Raw genomic sequence first — 20907 nt, forward strand, 5'->3', positions numbered from 1 at the left:
GGCCGGCTGCCGCTCAAAGCTAAAAGCAGACCAATTAGCAAAACGATCAATTGGTCATGGAACACCATTGGAGACAACAACATCATGGACGATATAGGTTTGCGAAACACGCGAGGCGCGGACGGAGGAGCCGCGCCCACCAGAGCAAGTGCAGGTGAGCGCGCCCGCAAGACGAAGTCGATCGCGGCGATCACTATTGGTAATGGTATCGAATTTTTCGATTTCACGACGTACAGCTTTTTCGCCCCCATCATTGGTAAGCTGTTCTTCCCTACCGGGGATCATCTGACGCAGTTGCTGCTGGCTGCAGCATCGTTCGGCATCGGTTTCATCACGCGACCGCTCGGTGGTCTGGTCATCGGCGCATATGCAGACCGTGCGGGCCGTAAAGCAGCGATGAATCTCACGCTGACACTGATGGCCATAGGTTCAGCGCTCATCGCCTTTGCGCCGACCTACGCAACTGCGGGCCTAGCTGCGCCGGTGCTGATACTCGGTGCGCGATTGCTGCAAGGCTTCGCACTCGGCGGTGAGGTCGGTTCCGCGACCACGCTGCTGATGGAGTTTGGCGGTGACCGAAAGCGGGGGCTGTACGGCAGTTTCCAGATCCTGAGCCAAGGCATCAACACGGTGTGCGGTGCGCTGCTGGCGGTTACGTTGAGCACCTTGCTGTCGCAGGATGCGCTTGAGAGCTGGGGATGGCGGGTGCCGTTCGTGATCGGCGTGGCTGCTGGGCTTGTCGCGATCTACATCCGCCGAAATCTTCGGGAAACGTTGCCTGAGGCCGTTGATTCGGAAGCGATCGAACTCTCCAAGCCCATCAAGGATGTCTTCAAAAATCACTCCAAGGGCCTGACGATCGGCATCCTCACCACGATCGGCGGCACGGCGGCCAACTACATCGTGGTCTATTACATCGCGTCGTACGCGGTGCAAGTGCTGAACTTTCCCATGTCGCTGTCACTATGGGCGCCTGTTGCTGCAGCAGCGATTATGGTGGTCTGCGCACCGATCGCTGGGATATTGTCTGACCGCATCGGCCGGAAGCCAGTCCTGGCGGTTTCGCGGCTGCTGCTCATCGCCGCGATCTATCCTGCCTTCATGCTGATCCACGCAATTCCGACGTTATTCGTCCTGGTCAGCGTGTGTACTGTTCTTGCGATCCTGTCGACGTTCACCATCGTCCCTGGTCTTGTGCTTCAGCCTGAACTGTTTCCTCGAACCGTGCGCGTCACAGGGATGTCGATTGTCTACTGTACTGGTGCCTCAATTTTTGGCGGATTTGCCCAGTTTTTCGCGACCCTGCTGATTCAGTTGAGCGGCAACGTGTTCTCGCCCGCGTGGTATCTGATCGGCTGCGGTCTCCTTTCCCTCACACCGCTGCCGTTCATGAAAGAGACAGCAGGCCGGCCTATCGATTGACGCAGCTTGCTAGTGCTATCGCAAATATTGCTGCGCTGACCCACCGCTATCCCTTTCTTTTTTCCTGGGAGCCTTCTATGTCTATTGTCATTTCTCGCCGCGCTGCTTGCCTCTATGCAGTGTCCGCGCTGGGCCTGGCGTCCTTGCCAGTGCGCTCGCAACCCGCTTTCCCTGCCAGACCGATCCGGCTGATCGTGCCGTTTGCGGTGGGGGGCTCCACTGACCTGATCGCACGTGTGATCGCCGAAGCCCTGCGCAAGGAGTTCGGGCAGGCCGTGATCGTCGAAAACCGAACTGGTGCCGCCGGTATGATAGGCACCGAGGCGATTGCCACGGCCGCCCCGGACGGCTACAGCATTGGCATCGGTACTGACAGCACCTGGATGGTGAACCCGCTCTTCTCGGGCAAGGCGGCGAAAGCCAACGAGCGGCTGCGCCCTTTCAATCTGGTCAGCTTGTGGTCCATGCTGGCCGTGCATCCCAGTTTCCCCGCCAAGGACTTTGCGGGCTTTGTCGCCGAGATCAAGCGTAAGCCCGGCGTCTATAGTTGCGGTGTGCCCGGCGTGGGCAGCTCCGGCCATCTGTTTGTCGAAGCCTTCAACGAAGCACTGGGCGTGAAGATCGTTGCCGTTCCCTACCGCGGCAACGGGCCAGCAATGACCGACAGCGTTGCTGGCGTGGTCCAAGTGGTGATGGACTCACTGCCGTCTGCAATGCCACATGTGCGCACAGGTAAGCTGGTGCCGCTGGCAGTGAGCGGCGCGGCGCGCCAGCCCGAATTGTCGCGCGTGCCCACCTATACAGAACTTGGCCACGCCGACTTGAATGAGCGAGCGGTTACCCGGCTCAGCCTGGTCATACCGAACCAGGTGCCCGCGCCCATTGCCGATGCCTTGCGCGCCGCCGCTGCCCGTGCTGTGCAACAGCCCGACGTTCAGCGCCGCCTGCAAGAGATAGGAGCGCAGTCCTCCATTGGCGACGAGCAGGCCTCGCGGCAGCTGATCGCCTCCGTGCTGGAGAAAAACCGCGCCCTGGTCAAGCGCGCCAACATCACCGCGCCGTAACAGCCTTCGCTGTACCAGTGCATCTCAGTCTAAGCAAACTCAGCAAATCGTCGCGTTGCGCTTGGTGTGCCCACTCATCCGAGCGGAAGCTGTTGAGCAATCGTTTCAATGAGTTCGCTCAAAGATACGCTTGATCGCAGTAAGTTAGTTCACTTTTTCAGCCATGCCGAATAGCCCCATCTCAAATCGCAAATCTCCTTCTATCGTGGTGATGGGAGTTTCCGGCTGCGGCAAATCCACTGTTGCCGAGGCATTCGCACAGGCACTCAATTGGCCACTCTTTGAGGGTGACGTTTTTCACCCGGCACTGAGCATAAGGAAGATGTCGGTAGGCATTGCGCTGACCGACGACGACAGGGCTGGGTGGCTGGATCATCTGGCGGGTCTGCTTGCCCCCCGCAACGACGTCAATGGCATAGTGCTGACCTGCTCGGCGTTGCGACGCAAGTACCGTGACCGTCTACGTGCAGGAAATTCACAGTTGGGATTTGTATTTCTCGAACTGCCCTATGAAGCCGCGCTGCAGCGTGTGCAGTCCCGCTCCGGACATTTTTTTACTTCGGCATTGGTCGCCGATCAATTTGCAACGTTGGAAAGTCCGGTAAGCGAGCCGGACGTTCTCATGGTTAATGCCATGGATCCGATTGACGTGCTGACGCAGCAGGTCGTTGCCTGGGCACAGCGCAGTGGCTGGGCCCCCTGCGACAGTACAATGACTGTGGGCTCTTTGCTCATGGATTCTCGCAACCAAACCGAGCCTCATAAGTCAGAAATTTGGCGGACAAATTGTCTATGATTGAGCGATAGTCATTGAGGGGCGCTCATGCGGGACGGGCGCAGCTTGGCTCACAACACGCTTGAAGAAATGCGCATCCTTGTGGTGCAATGCATGGCCGAGGGGGAGCATCCGGATGATGTCGCGGCGTCGTTCGGGATGAATCGTTCGTGGGCCCAACGACCTCGCGAAATTCGGGCCGCAACGCCGCCACGCGACCCTGGTGGCAATTGTAATGGAGGCCTGTGCGACGGTCACCGACGAGATCGTCGACCTGCATGACCGTATCTTCGTTGATCGATTTCCCGGACAGGTGAAACTGCTGTTGGTGCTTTTTCTTCGCGATGTTGAACAGTCGCCCACAAGAATCGTCGTTAGGAGCAATGTCTTGTCAACGGCTGGCTCGCCTGTCTTCTGATGGGTGAAATGGCGAGTGAAACCGGTCCACCCGTCGACCTCCATCAGCAGTTCGGTAATCTTGACGCGCGGCAACATCAGGGCGGTCTGGTCGATCGGATGGGCAGCGGCAACAGACGACTCTGTCTGAGCGCGACGAACTTCTCCGCTGGCAGCAGCTACTCGTCGAAGTCCTTGAATTGCCGCGAGCCCTGGACCCAGATGTCGCCGGAACGCAGGCGATTGCGCAGTTCGGACAGTGTGCACAATTCATAGTACCGGCGATCGATGCCGTTCTTGGCCAGCGCCGATGGCTCCCAGCGTTTCTTGACGAAGGACGTCGGCGCATCGGCCGGGACCTTTCGCGCATCGTTGAAGTTCATCGTCCGGATCGTGTCGACGGCCGCCAGCACGTCCTTGGCGGCTGGCGCGGCACGCAGCTTCAGGATGTCGAGAAACTCCGGCACATAGCGACGCAACGTCGAAAAATGGTCGCCCACCAGATGCAGGAAATCGAACGATTCCGGCTGGGCGATTTGCTCAGCTTCGGTGACACTCTTGGTGAACGCATGCTATGGCATCACCGTTTCGATCGCCTCGAACGCGTCGCCGCCGTCCGGCCTTGCCACGGCTGGGGCGGCCTGAGCGTGGTGGCCCGTTCTCGCGACAGCGCGAACGGGCCGGCGGGAAAGCGCCTTCAGAACAAGTGCTTTACACCCCGGTACGCCATGCGCGAGCGCGCACCGGCATCCTGCGCCGAGAGTTGCGCCGAGCCGTTGAGGCCGCTGAGCCGGAAATTCTAGCGCCCGTTAGCTAGCCTGGTTGCGCAACTCCACCAGGGTCAGGTCGAGCGTGGTCCGGCGGCTCATCTTGTACTGGTAGCTGAGCGACAGCATGCGCGCGCCGGTGCCATTGACGGTGTTGCCGTTCAGGTGCATGGAGAACGCCTGGCCGTAGGTCATGGAGAACACGTGGGGGCCCGTTTCATAGTTGACGGGAATGGCGAAGGCGTAACGGTCCTGCGTGGTGTTGGCAGTCCTGTCGTGCACGCGGTTGCGGTCGACCACCGCGCCAAAACGCAGGCCTTGCCAGGTGTAGCCAATGGCCAGGCGGTCGGCGGTCTGGTCCAGCGCGCCTACCGCTTGGGCCGGCAAGGTGCCCTGGCTGTTGCGCTCCATGTGGAAGTAGCCGATCTTGAGGCCCCTGTTGGTGTAGGTCGGCCCGAGATACCACGTGTGATTGCGGCCGTTGCCGGGTTGTTCGGCTTCGAACGAGTACGAGGCGATGCCCGAGAAGCCAAGGTAGGTGGGCGCTTCCCAGCGCACGGTGTTGTTGAGGAAGTTGCCGGCAAAATACGCGCCGTTGATGGTCCCCAGCACGTTGAGCGAGTTGGCCGCGTTTGGCGCGGCATCGAACGCGCCATGCGTATCGTTGATGAACCAGTGATGGCTGAAGTAGACCGACTGGCGGCCCAGCTGCAGCCGACCCCAGTCGGCGTGGTCGAAGCCGACGTAAAAGGCGCGCGCGGCCCCTTGGGCTCCGGTGTCCGCGGAGAAGTCCCATTCCAGGTGGTAGAGCGCCTTGAGCTGGCTGTTGAGCTCTTCCTTGCTGTCAGGGAAGAAAAAGCTCGTGTTGTTGGTTTCGCGGTAGGCGCGCCCTGTTGAACTGCCGGCGCGTCCTGCGCCGGTGGTGGTGGCATCCAGGCCCAGCTTGATTTGCCCGCCGAGCAGCACGCTCTGCGCGTGTGCCGGCACCGGCAGCAGGGTTGCCGCGCAAAGCAGGGCGGCGGCGCTGCCGGGTACGATCTTCTTCATAAATCTCCTCCAGGTTTGATTTCTCTTTGCTTTCTTTGGGACGCGGCCGGCCGCCCCGTCAGCGGCCGGCGCGCCAGGCTCTGGCGCTAACCCGCATATTTCGTGCTGAAGCTTAAACACCCGAGCTAGTGAGAAAGCACGAGTGAAATGGCGTTGGGGGCGTCTTCTCTGCCTGTTTTGCGAGCAACGTGCGTCGCTGCGGCCAAAGATCCCCCGACCCCATGTGTTCAGCATGGAGTGGAAGGCACCGTGTTTGCATCAGCCGGAGGCGAAGCGCTGTGCGGCGAGCAGGAAAGATTCTTGATGAGGAAACGCGCTGGCAAGAAAGAAGCGAATCCGGCGGCTGTTGCGCACGATGACGGCACCAACTTTGAGTAAGCGGCAGCGCAAGGTCCAGACCTGGGCGCGGGCCAGGTCGGTGCCCGCCAGGCCGATCGTACGCAGGCGCTCCATCAGCACATAAGCCAGCGAAGCCAGTAGGAGAGCCCGGGCCCGATGTTAGCTTTAGCGAGGATCTCCTCAAAGGCCTGTCGCCATCCACCCGTGTCGACGAACTCATAGCCATTCGCTTTTTCGTTGGCTGCGATCGCGGCATGTCTTGCAGTGTCGGCCTCGGTTGGTCACATGAACCACGACTGATGGGCGATGCAAGTACTGAGCTACGGCAGCGGGGCGAGGTTATTGAGCGACATCCTGCAAGAAGTGGATCGTCGAGACGGGCGGCGACAAAGCAAGGGAAAACACCAATCCCGGGCATCTTCTTAAAGGTGATATATTCTACTAACATATTAGCGACATATATCAACTCGAGAGATATGCCAGAAGGCACAGGAGACCTCATGATCAATCGACGGATCTTTTTGCGCGGGGCACTGGGCGGTGCAGCATTGGCCCTTGGGGCTCCGGCCATCGCGCAAGACCGGCCACTGCGCCTTGGATTGCTCGCACCACGATCAGGAGTCGGGGCGTTTCTGGGTGAGGACAGCATCCGGGCCGTCAGATGGGGGGCGGATCGCATCAATCGGTCCGGCGGCATCGCGGGCAGAAGAGTGGAGCTCGTCGTCCAGGAAGAGACGACACCAAAGGACACCATCGAGCGCTTCCGGCACCTCGTGCTCCAGGAAAAAGTCGATGCCGTGCATGGCCTCATCTCCACGGGTGTCACCCTGGCCGTCGCGCCTGTTGCCGAGGATGAGCGCGTTCTCCTGCAGTGCTGGGATGGCACGACCCAGAACGGTGTTCAGGAGTCGATGCCGAAATCGCGCTTCGTGTTTCGTTCCACCGACAACGAGTGCGAAGCGGTGATGGCCGCACTCATGGTCATAAAGCACTACAAGGGCAAGTTTGTCACCGTGGCGGGCATCAACCCGGACTATTCCTATGGCCGCAACTGCTGGGATACGTTCAAGGCGCTGCTCGAAAGGTTCGGGATCAAGGCCAAGGTCGTATCTGAGCAGTGGGTCAAGGTCGGCGCCACGGACCACACGACCAACGTGGCTGCGCTGAATGCGTCCAAGCCCGATCTGATCTTCACCTCGCTCTTTCTCTCGGACTTGCCGATCTTCCTGCGCCAGGCGTCCGCTTCCGGATTGCGATCCATCATTGCCTCGACCGTGGCAGGAGGGCAGATCAATGACCTGAGAAGCAGTTTCGTCCCGGAAGGTACCGTGCTGGGGCACAACACCTTCTTCTTTGCCTTGCCGGGGGCATCCGAGCTGCAGAAGACCTTTGTTTCGGAGTACCAGGCGCGCTACAAGGCTGTGCCGACCTCATCGGCGGACCGTGCGTACTTCAACCTGATGGCCTACAAGGCTGGCGTCGAGAAGGCCGCCAAAGCCACTGGCCGGTGGCCAAAGACGGATGAGATCGCGGAATCGATTGTGGGCGCCGAAGTCGAAAGTTTTGGCGGACGTGGACGATACCGGGCTGACAAGATCGCCGAGCAGATGTTCTACCAGGGCTTGGCCAAACACCAGAGTGACTATCCGTACCCGCTGCTGTCGGATATCACGGTGGTGTTCTCCGACAGACTGCAAAAGCCCGCAGGCGCGGACTACTGGCAGTGGATCAAGAGCGCTGATTTCCGCATCTGATCTTCCGCCACCCGAGCAGCGCCGCTGCGGGTTTCTCGCAGCGCACGGCGAGAACATCGTGGTCTTGGCGCGGCACCTTCTACAGGGGCATCCCTATCGGTCCGCCCCTCCATCCCGGAGCAAAGCCGTTGTGCAATATTTGAATCTCATTCTGGCAGGCCTGTTCCAGGCGGCCGTACTGTTTCTCGTGGCCTGCGGGTTGCAGTTGATATTTGGTGTTCAGAAGATCGTCAATCTTGCTTGCGGCTCTTTCTATGCCCTTGGCGCCTTCTTCGCGATCACTGTTGTTAGCATCGTGCAGCAATGGCAACTGCCAGCGCTGCTGCTGATCCCTGTGTTGGTCCTTGCGGGCTTGGCGATCGGGTTGGTCGGCGCACCCTTGGAACTGATGCTGCGCCCGGTCTATCGGCGCGACCCCAGCTATCAGTTGCTGCTGACGTTCGGCCTAGTGCTGATGTTCCAGGATGTGTTCCGGTTCTTCTGGGGAGCAGCGCCGCGCTCGATGGATACGGCATTGTACGGTGCGTATGGAACGCTTGAGGCTCAAGCCGTCAGCATTCCCATCTACAACCTGCTCGTGATTCTGGCCAGCATTGCCATTGCGCTGATACTGGGCCTGACACTCAAGCGCAGTCGGGTCGGCCGGATCGTGCGCGCTACCGCCGAGAACAGGGACATGACAGAAGCATTGGGAGTGAACGCCTCGCGAGTCTTCACACTTGTGTTCACCGTAGGCTGCATCCTGGGAACGGTCGGCGGCGCGCTAATCGTCCCGACTTCGGCGGCCTCACTGACGATGGCGGCCGAACTCGTCGTTGACGCCTTTGCCGTCGTGGTGATTGGCGGCCTGGGGAGCATGGCCGGAGCCGTAGCAGGCGCGGTCATCGTCGGCCTGATGCGGACGGTCGCTGTGACGTTCGCCTCTGAAGTCGAGATTCTCTCCATCTATCTCGTTGTCGTGGCCGTTCTGCTGTTCCGCCCCAAGGGCCTGTTCGGAAAGGAGGCTGTATGAGCGCGTTGCCCGAGACGCTTCCGGCCTCGACGCCGGCGGCACGACCACTCTTGCTTGGCGGTGTTGGTCCATTGGTGATTCTCCTGGTGGGCTTGGCTGTGTCGCCGGTCTTGCTGAGTGCCTATGCCACCGTCACGCTCATGCCGGTGATTGCCTACGGCATTGCAGTACTGGGAATGAACATTCTGTTCGGATACACAGGAATGCTGTCCTTCGGACACGCCATGTTCCTCGCGATCGGTGCCTACTGCGCGGCCGTGGCGACTCAACACGGAATCTTGTCGTTCGAGTGGATTCTCCTGGTTGCCTCGGGAGTGGGCGCATCCATCGCCCTTATCGTTGGCGCCCTGTGCGTGAGGTTTACCCACATCTTTTTTGGCGTACTGACATTGGCCATCGGGATGCTCCTGCACTCCTTCCTGTTCAAGTTCTATGACCTCACCGGCGGCGACCAAGGCATGCGCGTGCTGCGGCCGACGCTGCTCGGGCAGACATGGGACATGAGCGCCACGCAGTTTCTCAGCGGGCCGTTCTACTACTACTGTCTGGTCGTGTATGTGGTGTTCGTCCTGGTGACCTATCGCATGATCAAGTCTCCCGTCGGACTGCATCTGCAAGCCATCCGGGACAACGAGAACAAGGCGCGATATCTCGGGGTGCATGTGTATCGCCTGCGACTCGGCGCCTTTGTCCTGTCAGGCATGCTGGGTTCCATTGGTGGGGCTATGCTCGGAGTCTCGACCGGCCTTGCCGACCCGGAGCTGGCGTACTGGACCCAATCGGGAAATCTCATCTTCATGCTGGTCCTTGGTGGGGCCGGCACATTCTCAGGCCCGGGCGTCGGCGCGCTCATCTTCGTCCTGCTCCAGGACATCGCGGCCTCCGAAACCCAGTATTGGCGATTCCTGCTGGGCGCCACGCTGACGGTTCTCGTTCTCGCACTTCCGGATGGGTTGCTCGGAACCCTCTCGAAGTACCGCGGACCCGGCAAGAACCCAGGAGCACAGCCATGAATATGATACTTAGTGCTCAAAATGTTTCCAAGGCCTACGGCTCGTACCAGGCGTTAAGGGACGTCTCGTTGAACATTGGCGATACTGAGTTCGTCTCGATTGTCGGTCCCAACGGCGCAGGCAAGACGACGCTAGTCAATGTCCTGACTGGACTGTCCAGGCCCACGAGCGGATCCGTGCATTTCAGCGGCCGGAGCATCGCCGGAATTGGCCCTGTCAGGCTGGCAGCCATGGGCATGGCCCGCTCATTCCAGCTCGTGAATGTCTTTCCCAGCCTTTCCGTCTGGGAATCGATCGCCGTGGCAGTTTCATCCAGGCAGGGCAAGGCGCGCAATCCGTTCGCCACGCTCTTCAAGAGCCGTCAAATAGATGACGAAGTCCAGCGGGTCGCGGCCACTTTCGGGTTGTCTCAGAAGTTGACGACAACGACCGGCGAACTTTCCCAGGGAGAGAAGAAGCTGCTCGATATCGCAAGCGCCTTCGCGTTGCGTCCCAGGGCCATCCTGATGGACGAACCAACCTCCGGCGTGGCCAGCGCCGACAAATACGACATCATGGAATTGCTCGTCAAGGCGGCGCGCCTGCAAGGGGTCGGTACGATCATCCAAGTCGAGCATGATATGACCCTTGTCGCAAGGTACTCCCACCGCATCGTGGCGCTTCAGGAAGGGCGAGTGATCGGAGACATGACGCCAGATGCCTTCTTCAAAGACCCGCTCATGCTGGAGGCCGTCATCGGACCGGCGCACAGCAAGCAGGCTCAATCCGCCGGGGAGACGCTGCTATGCTGAACGTCGTTGATCTGTGCGTAGAAATCCAGGGCAGCCGGATTCTGCGGGGTGTCAATCTTGACGTGAAGCCTGGTGAGCTGGTGTGCCTTCTGGGGCGCAATGGCGCCGGCAAGACCACCACGTTCCGGACGCTGATGGGCTACCTCCGCCCGGTCTCGGGCCACCTGCGGTGGCATGATCAAGATCTGGCGAAGCTGGCCACTTGGCAGGTCGCGCAGCAGGGCATCGGCTTCTCGCCCGAGGAATCCGAGGTCTATGCCGACCTGACGGTTGAGGAAAACATCGAACTCCCGACCTGGACCCGCACGCGCGGGCGTTCCGCCGCCGAGCGCATCGCAGAGGCCTACCGGATCTTCCCCAAGCTCGAGCGATATCGAAAACGCGGCGGCGCCGAACTCTCTGGCGGTGAGCGAAAAATGGTGTCGATTGCACGCGCGCTCGCTCTCGATGCGGAGTTGTTGCTGCTCGACGAGCCATTCGAAGGGCTGTCGCCAGCCATCATTCCGCAGGTAGCAGAAGGGGTCGCGGCGATCCGCCAATCCGGAAAGGCCATCGTGATGGCGGAATCCAACTTGCATCACGTGCCTGAATACATTGACAAACTCTTCGTCATTGAACGAGGGGAAATCATCTATTCAGGCTCACTCGAGAATGCGCTTGCGAGCCCGGATGTGATGAGCGTGATCGCCGGAGCAGTGGAACTGTAATGCACATCACAACAAGGAGTAGCTATGAAAACCTACACAGGTGATCGAACCATCGATGGCGTCAAGGTGCATGTTGATGGCAGGCCGCTGCCCGACAAGGCAGATATTCAACGCTATACGGACATGGGATTCGAATGGGGCTACGAAGGGCAGGAACCCAGGCAGCTGGCCTTCGCGCTGCTTTTCGACCATACGGACAACGCCGGGCTGGCCCGCTCATCCTCGGAAGCCTTCATGCGAGCCATGGTGGCGAACCTTTCGAACGAATGGCATCTGACTTCGGAAAGCATCGAGGAGTTCCTGCGCATCGCCTGTAGTTGAGTCGGCACTGGCGATTCGCGATCAATTTGCCCCTGAATTTCAGTCTTTCAACCCGACTTCCACGAAGGTAATCATGGAACTTCAACACAGCTGTATGAGCGACAGACAACGTCGCTATCGCAAGGAATACAGGTATCGCGTGGCAGGGTGGTACCACGGATGGCTGCATCTGATGATCATCGCGATGAGTGGTATCGCGGCCATCTACATCTACACGTCCAATCTCGTGAGTGTGCAATGGCGGGATTGGCTGGCTCTGCCGTTGGGGTTCCTTTCCTATCAGCTCGCTGAATATCTTCTGCACACCCAAACAATGCACAGGCCGCGCAAGAGTCCCATGCTGAGGGCACTGTATATCCGGCACACCCTCATGCATCACCAGTTCTTCACGGAGCAGGAGATGCGATTTGCGGATCACCGCGACTGGCGCGTGACATTCTTTCCCCCGTTCACCATGATCGTGTTGACGCTGCTGTCGCTCGCGCCCTCACTGACCGCCGGCCTCATCATTTCTCCCAACTTTGGATGGCTTCTGATGACTGCCCTGACGGGCAGCTATATGTTCTACGAGGTCGTTCACTTCTGCTGCCACGTCGATGACAACTGGCTGGTCCGCAATCTGCCCATCATCAATACCGCGCGAAGGCATCACCAGGCGCACCATGACCAAGCATTGATGATGGAAGTCAACATGGGAATCGGTACGCCCATTTTCGATTGGCTGCTCGGAACCTCCGACCTGGATCGCGGCTTCTTCGGTCATCTGTTCAATGGGTACAGCAGCAAGTACCTGAAGAAGAATCTGCGCCGGACGTCTCGCACGCCCAAGCCGGGCAACGTCAAGATTCCCGAGTCGCGCACGGACGCCCATTGAAACCGAATCGTCACCCCAGGAGTCCACGATGCCGTTCAAGTTCAAATTCATTCTCTCGATTCTGATTTTCGGCGTGTTCGCGCTGACCGGCCAGTACGAACTCTCGCACGATCTGTCCCGGCCGGCTTATGTCGCCTTCTTCCTTGCGGTGTTCATGGTGCTGTCGATCTGGATTTTCCCGGATGTCAGCCGGGATGCTCCCGAAAGGGAGGGCGGAACGCAGTAGGAAACCGCGATGTTCCGGGCAAAGTTATGTTGTGCCGGCGGTCTTGGCTCCGTGCGCGCAGAGCACGGAGCCGAGCGCTTCCGTACGCGCGCGTGCCGCCGTCACTTTTCGATCGTCTCGCGAGAAAAGCTCTCGATGTAGTCGATCAGGCGATCCGACGCGGCCGCAGCATCCGCCGGCTTGCCCTGGCTTATGGCTTTCGCGATCTTTGCATGAAGCTTGGCGGCCAATGGAAGGTCGCCCGTGCGGCGATAGTGTTCAAACCAGAAACGCCGGGACAGGCCACGCATCAATGACATCGTCTTGACAATGAATTCGTTTCGCGCTGCGTCCCACATCCGCTCGTCCAGTTCACGGTCAAGCTGGGAAAACAGCTTCTCATCATGCTCTGCGGCGGCTTGGGTCAATCCAGCTTCAATGTTGGCGAACTTGGCCCTCTCCTCCACGGTGGCTCTCTCGGCAGCAAGCCGAGCCAGCAAACGCTGAACTTCACGCCGCAGTTCCAGCAAGCGCAGTTGGGTCAGGATGTTTGTTTCGGAAACGAACACCCCGCGCTTGGGAACGATGGATACCAGTCCCTCCATGGCGAGACGTTGCAATGCCTCGCGAATGGGGGTTCGGCCGATCTCCAGGGATTCAGACAGGCTGCTTTCAGACAAAGCCATGCCGGGCGGTAATTGGAGCGTGATGATCAGTTCCTCGATGGCTTTGTAGGCTTGCTCGGCGAGCGATGGCGCTGGCATGCGCTTTGCCATCTTGGTGGTCCGCTGCCTGCTGAGTTCGCCAGGTCCGGCGTCGGTCGTAAGTCCGCGCGTGTTGGCTGCCTTGTTGGATGTCCGTCGCATAGCCCTCTGATTGTTCGCGATGGCGAGGCATCGATGCTCGCCCAGGTTGAGTGTTGAAGCTGTGTAGGGTTGATATGTTAGCTGAATGGCTTTCGCCCGTGGCCCTGCCGTGGACATATCCGACGGCAAAATCGTTTCCATTCGCCAATAAGAAGAGGCTCATCGCGGGTATAGTTTTGCATGCGGCTAATATATATGTACAATATTAGGCATGCACAAATAGCTGCCCTGACGGGGTGGCATCAACATTGGAGACAAGCATGCGGTTCAAGGACAAGACTGTTTTTGTGACTGGCGCTGCCAGTGGCATTGGTGACGTGACGGCGAGGATGTTCGCCGCCGAGGGTGCTCGCGTCGTGCTCGCGGACTTGTTGGAGGATGAGGGCGTCGCAGTGACGCAGGCCATCAATGAAACGGGCGGGGACGCGTCTTTCGTCAAGCTCGATGTGTCGAGCGAGACGGACTGGAGGCACGCGATAGCGTCCGCGGAAAAGGTCTTTGGGGCCGTGCATGTCGTTGTCAGCAATGCCGGCATTAGCGGAATGGTGCCGGACCATGAAAATGTTGAATACATGGACCGGCTGACGTCGGTGCATATTCGTGGGACCTTCCTGGCGATTCGGCATGGGGCGAAAGCGATTGTTCGGGCCGGTGGCGGATCGATCGTGACGGTGTCGTCGGTTGCGGCCTACTGCGGTTTGCCGGGCCTTCACATGGGCTATGCCGCGGTCAAGGCGGGCGTGCTGGGAATGACCCGGTGCGCAGCCGGTGAATACGCAAGATCGGGTGTGCGCGTCAATGCGATTGTGCCGGGGCTGCTGCCGCCGATGAGAACGTCCGTGGTCTCCGCGGATCCGGCCATGCGGAAGAAGTTCTTCGAGACCGTGCCGCTCGGTGGCACTGGAGGCAGAGAGGATGCCGCCAATGCCATTCTGTTTCTCGCATCGGATGCGGCCGCCTACGTCACCGGTGCCGAAGTCCTTCTGGATGGCGGTTTCCTCGCCTACCGATGCTGAGGCCGGCCATGCCTGTCTTTGTGGGAGTGCATGGTGCCTGGTCCGGCGGGTGGGCGTGGTGGCGGATGCATTCGCTTTTCCTCGGCAAGGGCATCCGCTTCGTAATGCCGACCTGTACCGGCTTGGGGGAGAGGGCGCACTTGCTGAATCCTGGCATTGACCTGAACACGCACATCGAAGACATCGTTCAGGTCATCGAACACGAAGATCTATCCGATGTCGTGCTCGTTGGACACAGCTATGGCGGGATGGTTGCGACTGGCGTTGCTGCGCGGGTGGCCAATCGGATCCGGCGGCTGATTTACGTCGATGCGCTGCTTCCGGAGCCCGGCGAGTGTGCGCTCGACCTCTTGCCACGGGTACAGAGTCGGGGCGTGCTGGAAGCCGCGCAGCAGAAGGGATTCGGGTGGCTGATTCCACCCACGCCCATGCCCGAGGACACGCCCACGCGTGATCTCGACCTCGCAGCGACGCGACGAGGGCCTCAGCCCTTGCACACGTTCACATCCGCACTGCCGGCGAGGGATCATGCGAGCCGTCTCCCGGCCACGTATGTCTACTGCACACGGATCGGTCTGTACGACAGCTTCGGCAGTTCTGCCGCACGCGCCCGCGGCCATTCCGGCTGGACGTTTCACGAGCTGAATGCAACGCACAACCCGCACATCACGATGCCTGAGCGCCTCGTCGAACTTCTGACGCAGGACATCGAACGCAGCAGTAGTCCCTCGAGCTGAGGACGCTGGCGACAAGAAGTTTCTCTGGCGCCGCACCACATCCCTGGCGGGATGCGGTGATGAGTGCTCGTGCTTACCGACATTCTTTTCACACAAGGAGCGTGTTCCATGCTCGGTTTGATGCAAGTTCGTCCGCTTTTGATTTCCAACCTGATCGACTTTGCTGAGCGCCACCATGGTGAAGCCGAAATCGTCTCTCGCCGCGTTGAGGGCGATATCCACCGCTGCACCTGGGTCGACGTCGCACGGCGCGCGCGCTGCGTGGCCAACGCGCTCGACGCCGATAAGCTGGCATTCTCCGAGCGGGTGGCCACGCTGGCCTGGAATGGCTACCGCCACCTGGAGCTCTTCTACGGCGTCTCGGGCTCGGGCCGCGTGCTGCACACCATCAACCCGCGCCTGCACCCCGACCAGATCGCCTGGATCATCAACCACGCCGAGGACCAGGTGCTGGCCTTCGACACCAACTTCCTGCCGCTAGTGCAGGCCGTGCATACCAAGTGCCCCACGGTGAAGAAGTGGGTGGCGCTGGCCGACGCAGACAAGCTGCCGCAGGACACCGGCATCCCGAACCTCGTGAGCTACGAAGCCTGGATCGCGGGGCAAGCTGACACCTACGACTGGCCCGAGTTCGACGAGAATTCCGCCTCCAGCATGTGCTACACCAGCGGTACCACCGGCAATCCGAAAGGGGTGCTGTACAGCCACCGCTCGACCACGCTGCACGCTCTCGCAGCAACGCTGCCGGACGCGATGAATCTGTCGGCCCGCGAATCGGTGCTGCCAGTGGTACCGATGTTCCACGTCAACGCCTGGGGGCTTCCATATTCCGCGGCCCTGGCGGGCTGCAAGCTTGTGTTCCCAGGCCCGGCACTGGATGGCAAGTCCATCCATGGGTTGATCGAGGCCGAGAAGGTTACATTCGCCGCTGGCGTGCCGACCGTCTGGCAGATGCTGCTGGCGCATACGCAGGGCAATGGCCTGAAGTTCAGCACTCTCAAGCGGACGATGATCGGCGGCTCGGCCTGCCCGCCAGCCATGATCAATGCCTTCCGCGATCAATATGGCGTGGACGTACAGCATGCGTGGGGCATGACGGAGACAAGTCCCCTGGGCACTCTGTGCATGCTGAAGGAAAGGCATCTGAGTCTGGAAGCTGAAGCGCAACTGGCGATCCGGCTCAAGCACTGGCGCGCATTGTCAGGGTTGGACATGAAGATTGTGGACACCGACGGCAAGGAATTGCCCTGGGACGGTGAGACCTATGGGGATCTCCTGGTCAAGGGGCCGTGGGTGATCAAAGCGTACTTCAAGAGCGAAGGCGGCGATCCGTTGGTGGACGGATGGTTTCCTACTGGCGACGTAGCCACGATCGATGCGGACGGTTTCATGCAGATCACTGACCGCAGCAAGGACTTGATCAAATCTGGCGGCGAGTGGATCAGTTCCATCGACATCGAGAACATCGCTATGGCGCACCCGGCCGTGGCCATTGCCGCGTGTATCAGCGCTCACCACCCGAAGTGGGAAGAGCGGCCGATTATCGCTGTGGTCAAGAAGCCTGGCGCAGAGGTCACGCGCGAGGAACTGCTCGCGTTCTACGAGGGCAAGACGGCCAAGTGGCAGATCCCGGACGATGTGGTGTTTATGGAAAGCATCCCGATCGGTGCGACTGGCAAGATCCTGAAGATGCGCCTGCGTGAACAACTCGCCGACTACCGACTGACAACTACTGAGGCCTGATAGCTAGACCAGACTTGGTATGCCGCAGCCGTGTTCGCTCAGGTGCTACGGCTGCAGGCAGAAGACACCCATGCGCGTCGCCTCGGGAGCGCGAATTGACCACACTGCAGAAACCGGAGGAGCCGCGACGCTTAACCCTGAACGGGACTCGGTGGTGGTCATGGCGTCACAGACAAAAGAAATACAGCCCTTGGCTGCATGACTGAGGCGACAACTACCTTGACGCGCGCCGACCTCGGCAAGGCACGTGAGCACATTCGTCGAGCGCGAATGCCGCCGAAGGCTCCAGCACGCATTAATCTGTAATCGCCTTGTCATCCTTGCGATTACCCACAAATATTTGGTCGATTACCTCTGTTAACGAGAGAGCCATTCTGTTAACGTTGTTGCGTGTACATTCGACAACAACGAGAGATGGCGAACGGAGGCGGCAAAGGCAATGGGGCCATGGAGTTGAAGGCCAATGCGTGGCTGGATGAAGAGACTAGACGAAGTCAGTTCCGCGACGAGCGGTTGGGGAAGAGATTCCGGTTGGTTCTTGAACGTTTGTGGTCTTGTATGGGGCAAAGCATCCCGATGGCCTTTCAGGACTGGTGCAACACGAAGGCAGCCTATAGGTTCTTCTCCAATCCCAAGGTCAGTGAACAGGATATTCTGAGCGGACACTTCGAAGCAACCCGAAGCCGCCTCACCGCATCGCAGGGTCATGTTCTGATATTGCAGGATACGACCGAATTCTCATACAAACGAGAGCGGCCAGAGCTCATTGGCTTGACGCACAAAGTCGCAAGTCGCAAGGACGAATCGGGCCGGAGTTCGATGCATACGGTCTGTGGGATTCTGATGCATTCTAGTCTAGCGGTCACCACCCAAGGAGTCCCATTGGGTCTTGCCGCTGTCAAATTCTGGACGCGGAAGAAATTCAAAGGATGCAGCGCGCTCAAGCGCAAGATCAATCCGACACGCGTGCCGATCGAAGAAAAGGAGAGCTACCGGTGGCTCGAGAATCTACGGCAATCAACGGCACTGCTTGAACAACCGCAACGGTGCGTTCACGTTGGCGATCGTGAGAGCGATATTTACGAACTCTTCTGCCTTTCCCAAGAGCTTCAAACAAATTTCTTGGTTCGTACCTGCGTTGACCGGCTTGCTGGGGATGGGAGCCACACGATCGCCAACGAGATGGATGAGGTTCAGGTTAAAGGCGTACATCGGATTACAGTCCGGGACCAAACTGGCAAGGCTCATCGAGCGGTACTGGAGCTACGATATCGGCGCATAACAGTGTTGCCTCCGATTGGCAAACAACGACGTTACCCTGCTTTGCGCCTAACGGTGATCCATGCTATTGAACGAGGCGCACCTGCAGGAAGGAAGCGCATAGAGTGGAAGCTGATCACAAATTTGCCGGTGACCACCCGCAGGCAAGCTGTCGAGAAGCTGGACTGGTACGCGCTACGATGGAAAATTGAAGTGTTCCACAAGATCCTGAAGTCCGGCTGCAAGGCAGAGGACTCCATGTTGCGTACCGCCGACCGGCTGGCCAATCTGATCGCCGTATTCTGTGTTGTGAGTTGGCGTATCTTCTGGCTGACGATGGTGCATCGAGCCACCCCACGTCTACCGGCAGAAATCGGATTAACGCCGCCAGAAATGGAGCGGCTTGATCAGTTGGTCAAAGATACCGCGAAGACATCAACTGCCGAGCCTCTTACCCGGTACACCATCAAACTCGCCCAACTGGGCGGCTATCTGGCACGCGCTAACGATCCGCCACCAGGCAATACCGTGATCTGGCGAGGCTTACGAAGGGCGTTGTTGCATAAATCTTGGTGCCGCGCGGCGAGCCGAATGACGTTTACGCACAACAGTCATGGAGGCGCCCCTGTTAACTTTGCGTGGACCTGCGTAGATTCTCGACTTTTTCGTGCGAGAAGATGCGCAAGGACGAGCACAAGACGCGTGAGCCCAAGGGGGTCTATCGCGTCAGGAATTGGTCGGCATACAACGCCGGGCTGATCGCCAGAGGTGACGTGACGATGTGGATCGACAGGAGCGTGCTGAAGCAGGAGCCCGAGGCTGGATCGCTCAATCGTGGCCGGCCACGCGTCTACTCGGACGCCGTGATTCAGATGCTGCTCGGACTCAAGCAGGTGTTTCGTCTGCCGCTGCGCGCCCTTCAGGGCTTTGCTCACAGCGTTCGCAGGCTCGCCTTCGCTGACTTGCCTGTGCCGAATTACACGACACTGAGTCGCCGCGCGCAAGAGCTGGAGGTGGTGCTGCCGGTGCAGCGCGCTGATGAGTCGCTGCATCTCGTCGTCGACAGCACGGGTCTGAAGGTATTTGGCGAGGGCGAGTGGAAGGTACGCAAGCACGGCTGCTCGAAGCGGCGTACCTGGCGCAAGGTGCATTTGGCGATGGATGCGAAGACCGGCCAGATATGCGCGGCTCTGATGACGCATCAGGACGTTGGCGATGCCGACGTGTTGCCCGAACTGCTCGATCAGATCCCCACCGACACGCCGATCGACACCATCGGCGGCGACGGCGCGTACGACACGAAGCAATGCCACGCGGCGATTGCCGCGCGAGATGCGCAACCGTCGATTCCACCGCGTGAGGGGGCGATGCCCTGGCCGGAGAGCACGTCCGGCGCGGCTTGGCGCAACGAGGCCATTGACGCTATTGCACAACGTAGTCGGCGCGAATGGAAGACGTCCAGCGGCTACCACCGGCGCTCGCTCGTCGAGACCTTGATGTACCGCCTCAAGACGCTCACAGGCAATTGCCTGTGGGCACGCAAGGTTGGCTCCCAGGCGACCGAGGTGGCGATTCGCGTGGGCGTGCTCAATCGCATGACGGCGCTTGCCCGCCCTCATTCCGTCCGTATCGCATGAATTCAAGATCACAGCGGGACCTTTGTCTTCAAGCTCGATTTATGCAACAAGGCCCTTACGAAGACTCATCGATATTCAGCTCGGGTTCGAGCTCGCCAAAAATTGTGGGTAATTGCAAGCTTGTCATCGCCGATAAAGGAACGACATGAAATTCCCTGCGTATGACTACATCGTGATCGGCGCCGGCTCTGCCGGATGTGTACTTGCCTCGCGGCTGAGTGAGGATCCTGGGTTCAAGGTCCTGCTCCTGGAGGCGGGGTCGTCAGCATCATCGGTCTTTGTCCGCATGCCAGCGGGCATTCGCGTGCTCTATACGAGCCCGAAATACAACTGGCGCTTTTGGACGGAGCCTCAAACGTACTTGGATAACCGTAGCATCTATATTCCCAGAGGCCGGGTCGTTGGTGGTTCATCTTCGATCAACTCCATGATCGCGATCCGTGGAAATCCTTCAGACTACGACGGTTGGGCGTCGCAGGGCCTGCCGAATTGGAGCTATGAACAACTTCGTCCGTACTTCCGGAAAACGAAGACGCGTCACTGATCACGCCTAATAGGGACGGAAATCGCGGGTACTCAGGTCCTATCCGACTGTCGTACGGCACTCAGCGGAACGCCATCTCAAACGCGTTCATTGAGAGAGGTTGACGCCGCGGGGGTAGGCGAGAACTTGCAGGATCATCTTGATTGCGCGATTCGCTTGGAGGCGTCCCAACCTCTCACGCTCACACCTTATCTCGGCGTGGTCAGGGGTGGCCTGGCAGGTGCTCGCTATCTTCTTTCTGGCAGCGGCCCAGCGACCTCGCAGGGCGTTGAGGCAGGAGCATTCTTCAATGGAAATGGAGATCCCTACCTTCCGGACTGGCAGGCGCACCTTATCATCGCCCTTCGAAATCCTCCACCCGATGAATCTATTGCTCATGGCTTCGCCATCCGAGTATGTCAGCTTCGCCCCAGGAGCAGAGGAGTACTAAGACTGCGATCGGCTGATCCGGCCGACTTCCCGCGGATCGACCCCCGATTTCTCTCAGAGGAGTCAGACTTCAGAAGCATGCTGGATGGGGTGGAGCGCATGTGCGAGATCATTACTGACCAGTCCCTAAATAAAGCGACAAAAGTTGAACGCAAGGGATCGACGGTAGTCTCATGAGGCATGAAACG

Annotated in this window: 20 protein-coding genes and 3 pseudogenes; 19 read left to right on the forward strand and 4 right to left on the reverse strand. The window is 59.4% G+C overall.

Annotated elements, in window-relative coordinates:
• Nucleotides 1–84: 84 nt before the first annotated feature.
• The 4 genes and pseudogenes from AC07UK_RS33115 to AC07UK_RS33130 all read left to right on the forward strand — a co-directional run.
• Nucleotides 85–1422 carry an MFS transporter gene (locus AC07UK_RS33115; RefSeq protein ID WP_494688237.1) on the forward strand — a complete coding sequence of 446 codons (1338 nt, stop codon included), beginning with the start codon at nt 85–87 and terminating at the stop codon, nt 1420–1422.
• A complete protein-coding gene (locus AC07UK_RS33120; protein WP_494688238.1) occupies nt 1419–2486 on the forward strand; it encodes a tripartite tricarboxylate transporter substrate-binding protein in 1068 nt (355 codons plus the stop codon). The genes AC07UK_RS33115 and AC07UK_RS33120 overlap by 4 nt, the downstream gene beginning before the upstream one ends.
• Nucleotides 2487–2649: 163 nt before the next feature.
• Entirely contained in the window at nt 2650–3282 is a 633-nt protein-coding gene (locus AC07UK_RS33125) for a gluconokinase (protein WP_494688239.1), read from the forward strand.
• A 27-nt stretch (nt 3283–3309) separates the two neighbouring features.
• A pseudogene (locus AC07UK_RS33130) lies at nt 3310–3450 on the forward strand (IS630 family transposase); the annotation flags it as partial.
• A gap of 96 nt (nt 3451–3546) precedes the next feature.
• On the opposite strand, the pseudogene AC07UK_RS33135 reads toward AC07UK_RS33130, so the two are convergent.
• The 3 genes and pseudogenes from AC07UK_RS33135 to AC07UK_RS33145 form a co-directional block, all read right to left on the reverse strand.
• Nucleotides 3547–4283 (reverse strand): annotated as a pseudogene (locus AC07UK_RS33135) (Tn3 family transposase); the annotation flags it as partial.
• A 183-nt stretch (nt 4284–4466) separates the two neighbouring features.
• The gene (locus AC07UK_RS33140; protein ID WP_494688240.1) at nt 4467–5471 is read right to left on the reverse strand and encodes a porin; all 1005 of its coding nucleotides are present in this window, start codon (nt 5469–5471) and stop codon (nt 4467–4469) included.
• Nucleotides 5472–5729: 258 nt separating this feature from the next.
• A pseudogene (locus AC07UK_RS33145) lies at nt 5730–5954 on the reverse strand (transposase); the annotation flags it as partial.
• Nucleotides 5955–6310: 356 nt separating this feature from the next.
• Here AC07UK_RS33145 and AC07UK_RS33150 point away from each other — a divergent pair.
• The 8 genes from AC07UK_RS33150 to AC07UK_RS33185 all read left to right on the forward strand — a co-directional run bounded on the left by AC07UK_RS33150 (nt 6311) and on the right by AC07UK_RS33185 (nt 12508).
• Nucleotides 6311–7564, forward strand: a complete 1254-nt coding sequence (locus tag AC07UK_RS33150) for an ABC transporter substrate-binding protein (RefSeq protein ID WP_494688241.1) — start codon at nt 6311–6313, stop codon at nt 7562–7564.
• 130 nt (nt 7565–7694) lie between these two features.
• A complete protein-coding gene (locus AC07UK_RS33155; RefSeq protein WP_492316778.1) occupies nt 7695–8576 on the forward strand; it encodes a branched-chain amino acid ABC transporter permease in 882 nt (293 codons plus the stop codon).
• Nucleotides 8573–9589, forward strand: coding sequence for a branched-chain amino acid ABC transporter permease (locus AC07UK_RS33160; protein ID WP_284494967.1), 1017 nt, complete (start codon nt 8573–8575; stop codon nt 9587–9589). The genes AC07UK_RS33155 and AC07UK_RS33160 overlap by 4 nt, the downstream gene beginning before the upstream one ends.
• Nucleotides 9586–10380: an ABC transporter ATP-binding protein gene (locus AC07UK_RS33165; RefSeq protein ID WP_494688242.1), complete on the forward strand. Its 795-nt coding sequence runs from the start codon at nt 9586–9588 to the stop codon at nt 10378–10380. Before AC07UK_RS33160 ends, AC07UK_RS33165 begins: the two co-directional genes overlap by 4 nt.
• On the forward strand, nt 10374–11087 hold the full coding sequence (locus tag AC07UK_RS33170) for an ABC transporter ATP-binding protein (RefSeq protein WP_276286955.1): 714 nt from the start codon (nt 10374–10376) through the stop codon (nt 11085–11087). Before AC07UK_RS33165 ends, AC07UK_RS33170 begins: the two co-directional genes overlap by 7 nt.
• Before the next feature lie 24 nt (nt 11088–11111).
• Nucleotides 11112–11408 carry a DUF6166 domain-containing protein gene (locus tag AC07UK_RS33175; RefSeq protein WP_284494964.1) on the forward strand — a complete coding sequence of 99 codons (297 nt, stop codon included), beginning with the start codon at nt 11112–11114 and terminating at the stop codon, nt 11406–11408.
• Between the two features lie 73 nt (nt 11409–11481).
• Nucleotides 11482–12282, forward strand: a complete 801-nt coding sequence (locus tag AC07UK_RS33180) for a sterol desaturase family protein (protein ID WP_492316777.1) — start codon at nt 11482–11484, stop codon at nt 12280–12282.
• A 28-nt stretch (nt 12283–12310) separates the two neighbouring features.
• A complete protein-coding gene (locus AC07UK_RS33185; RefSeq protein WP_017511339.1) occupies nt 12311–12508 on the forward strand; it encodes a hypothetical protein in 198 nt (65 codons plus the stop codon).
• A 101-nt stretch (nt 12509–12609) separates the two neighbouring features.
• Here the strand turns inward: AC07UK_RS33185 and AC07UK_RS33190 are convergent, their stop codons facing one another.
• The gene (locus AC07UK_RS33190; RefSeq protein ID WP_038314971.1) at nt 12610–13263 is read right to left on the reverse strand and encodes a GntR family transcriptional regulator; all 654 of its coding nucleotides are present in this window, start codon (nt 13261–13263) and stop codon (nt 12610–12612) included.
• A 350-nt stretch (nt 13264–13613) separates the two neighbouring features.
• Between AC07UK_RS33190 and AC07UK_RS33195 the strand changes: the two genes are divergently transcribed.
• The 7 genes from AC07UK_RS33195 to AC07UK_RS33225 all read left to right on the forward strand — a co-directional run bounded on the left by AC07UK_RS33195 (nt 13614) and on the right by AC07UK_RS33225 (nt 20896).
• On the forward strand, nt 13614–14369 hold the full coding sequence (locus AC07UK_RS33195; protein ID WP_492316775.1) for an SDR family NAD(P)-dependent oxidoreductase: 756 nt from the start codon (nt 13614–13616) through the stop codon (nt 14367–14369).
• Between the two features lie 8 nt (nt 14370–14377).
• A complete protein-coding gene (locus AC07UK_RS33200; RefSeq protein ID WP_494688243.1) occupies nt 14378–15106 on the forward strand; it encodes an alpha/beta fold hydrolase in 729 nt (242 codons plus the stop codon).
• Nucleotides 15107–15214: 108 nt separating this feature from the next.
• Nucleotides 15215–16849, forward strand: a complete 1635-nt coding sequence (locus AC07UK_RS33205) for a 3-(methylthio)propionyl-CoA ligase (protein WP_494688246.1) — start codon at nt 15215–15217, stop codon at nt 16847–16849.
• A gap of 447 nt (nt 16850–17296) precedes the next feature.
• A complete protein-coding gene (locus AC07UK_RS33210) occupies nt 17297–18868 on the forward strand; it encodes an IS4 family transposase (RefSeq protein WP_494688244.1) in 1572 nt (523 codons plus the stop codon).
• Nucleotides 18787–19746, forward strand: coding sequence for an IS5 family transposase (locus AC07UK_RS33215; RefSeq protein WP_494688245.1), 960 nt, complete (start codon nt 18787–18789; stop codon nt 19744–19746). The genes AC07UK_RS33210 and AC07UK_RS33215 overlap by 82 nt, the downstream gene beginning before the upstream one ends.
• A 145-nt stretch (nt 19747–19891) precedes the next feature.
• Nucleotides 19892–20290 (forward strand): GMC family oxidoreductase, encoded by a 399-nt coding sequence (locus AC07UK_RS33220; protein ID WP_492316772.1) that lies wholly within the window; start codon nt 19892–19894, stop codon nt 20288–20290.
• 198 nt (nt 20291–20488) lie between these two features.
• Nucleotides 20489–20896: a GMC oxidoreductase gene (locus AC07UK_RS33225; RefSeq protein WP_494688247.1), complete on the forward strand. Its 408-nt coding sequence runs from the start codon at nt 20489–20491 to the stop codon at nt 20894–20896.
• The last annotated feature ends 11 nt before the right edge of the window (nt 20897–20907 follow it).

It is taken from the genome of Cupriavidus sp. GW821-FHT07C08 (assembly GCF_059419025.1).

Coding starts and splice junctions, on each gene's coding strand:
- AC07UK_RS33185 (WP_017511339.1), top strand. CDS start 12,311: ATGCCGTTCAAGTTCAAATTCATTCTCTCGATTCTGATTTTCGGCGTG.
- AC07UK_RS33200 (WP_494688243.1), top strand. CDS start 14,378: ATGCCTGTCTTTGTGGGAGTGCATGGTGCCTGGTCCGGCGGGTGGGCG.
- AC07UK_RS33170 (WP_276286955.1), top strand. CDS start 10,374: ATGCTGAACGTCGTTGATCTGTGCGTAGAAATCCAGGGCAGCCGGATT.
- AC07UK_RS33165 (WP_494688242.1), top strand. CDS start 9,586: ATGAATATGATACTTAGTGCTCAAAATGTTTCCAAGGCCTACGGCTCG.
- AC07UK_RS33190 (WP_038314971.1), bottom strand. CDS start 13,263: ATGGCAAAGCGCATGCCAGCGCCATCGCTCGCCGAGCAAGCCTACAAA.
- AC07UK_RS33205 (WP_494688246.1), top strand. CDS start 15,215: ATGCTCGGTTTGATGCAAGTTCGTCCGCTTTTGATTTCCAACCTGATC.
- AC07UK_RS33210 (WP_494688244.1), top strand. CDS start 17,297: ATGGAGTTGAAGGCCAATGCGTGGCTGGATGAAGAGACTAGACGAAGT.
- AC07UK_RS33140 (WP_494688240.1), bottom strand. CDS start 5,471: ATGAAGAAGATCGTACCCGGCAGCGCCGCCGCCCTGCTTTGCGCGGCA.
- AC07UK_RS33125 (WP_494688239.1), top strand. CDS start 2,650: ATGCCGAATAGCCCCATCTCAAATCGCAAATCTCCTTCTATCGTGGTG.
- AC07UK_RS33220 (WP_492316772.1), top strand. CDS start 19,892: ATGAAATTCCCTGCGTATGACTACATCGTGATCGGCGCCGGCTCTGCC.
- AC07UK_RS33215 (WP_494688245.1), top strand. CDS start 18,787: ATGCGCAAGGACGAGCACAAGACGCGTGAGCCCAAGGGGGTCTATCGC.
- AC07UK_RS33115 (WP_494688237.1), top strand. CDS start 85: ATGGACGATATAGGTTTGCGAAACACGCGAGGCGCGGACGGAGGAGCC.
- AC07UK_RS33175 (WP_284494964.1), top strand. CDS start 11,112: ATGAAAACCTACACAGGTGATCGAACCATCGATGGCGTCAAGGTGCAT.
- AC07UK_RS33180 (WP_492316777.1), top strand. CDS start 11,482: ATGGAACTTCAACACAGCTGTATGAGCGACAGACAACGTCGCTATCGC.
- AC07UK_RS33195 (WP_492316775.1), top strand. CDS start 13,614: ATGCGGTTCAAGGACAAGACTGTTTTTGTGACTGGCGCTGCCAGTGGC.
- AC07UK_RS33150 (WP_494688241.1), top strand. CDS start 6,311: ATGATCAATCGACGGATCTTTTTGCGCGGGGCACTGGGCGGTGCAGCA.
- AC07UK_RS33160 (WP_284494967.1), top strand. CDS start 8,573: ATGAGCGCGTTGCCCGAGACGCTTCCGGCCTCGACGCCGGCGGCACGA.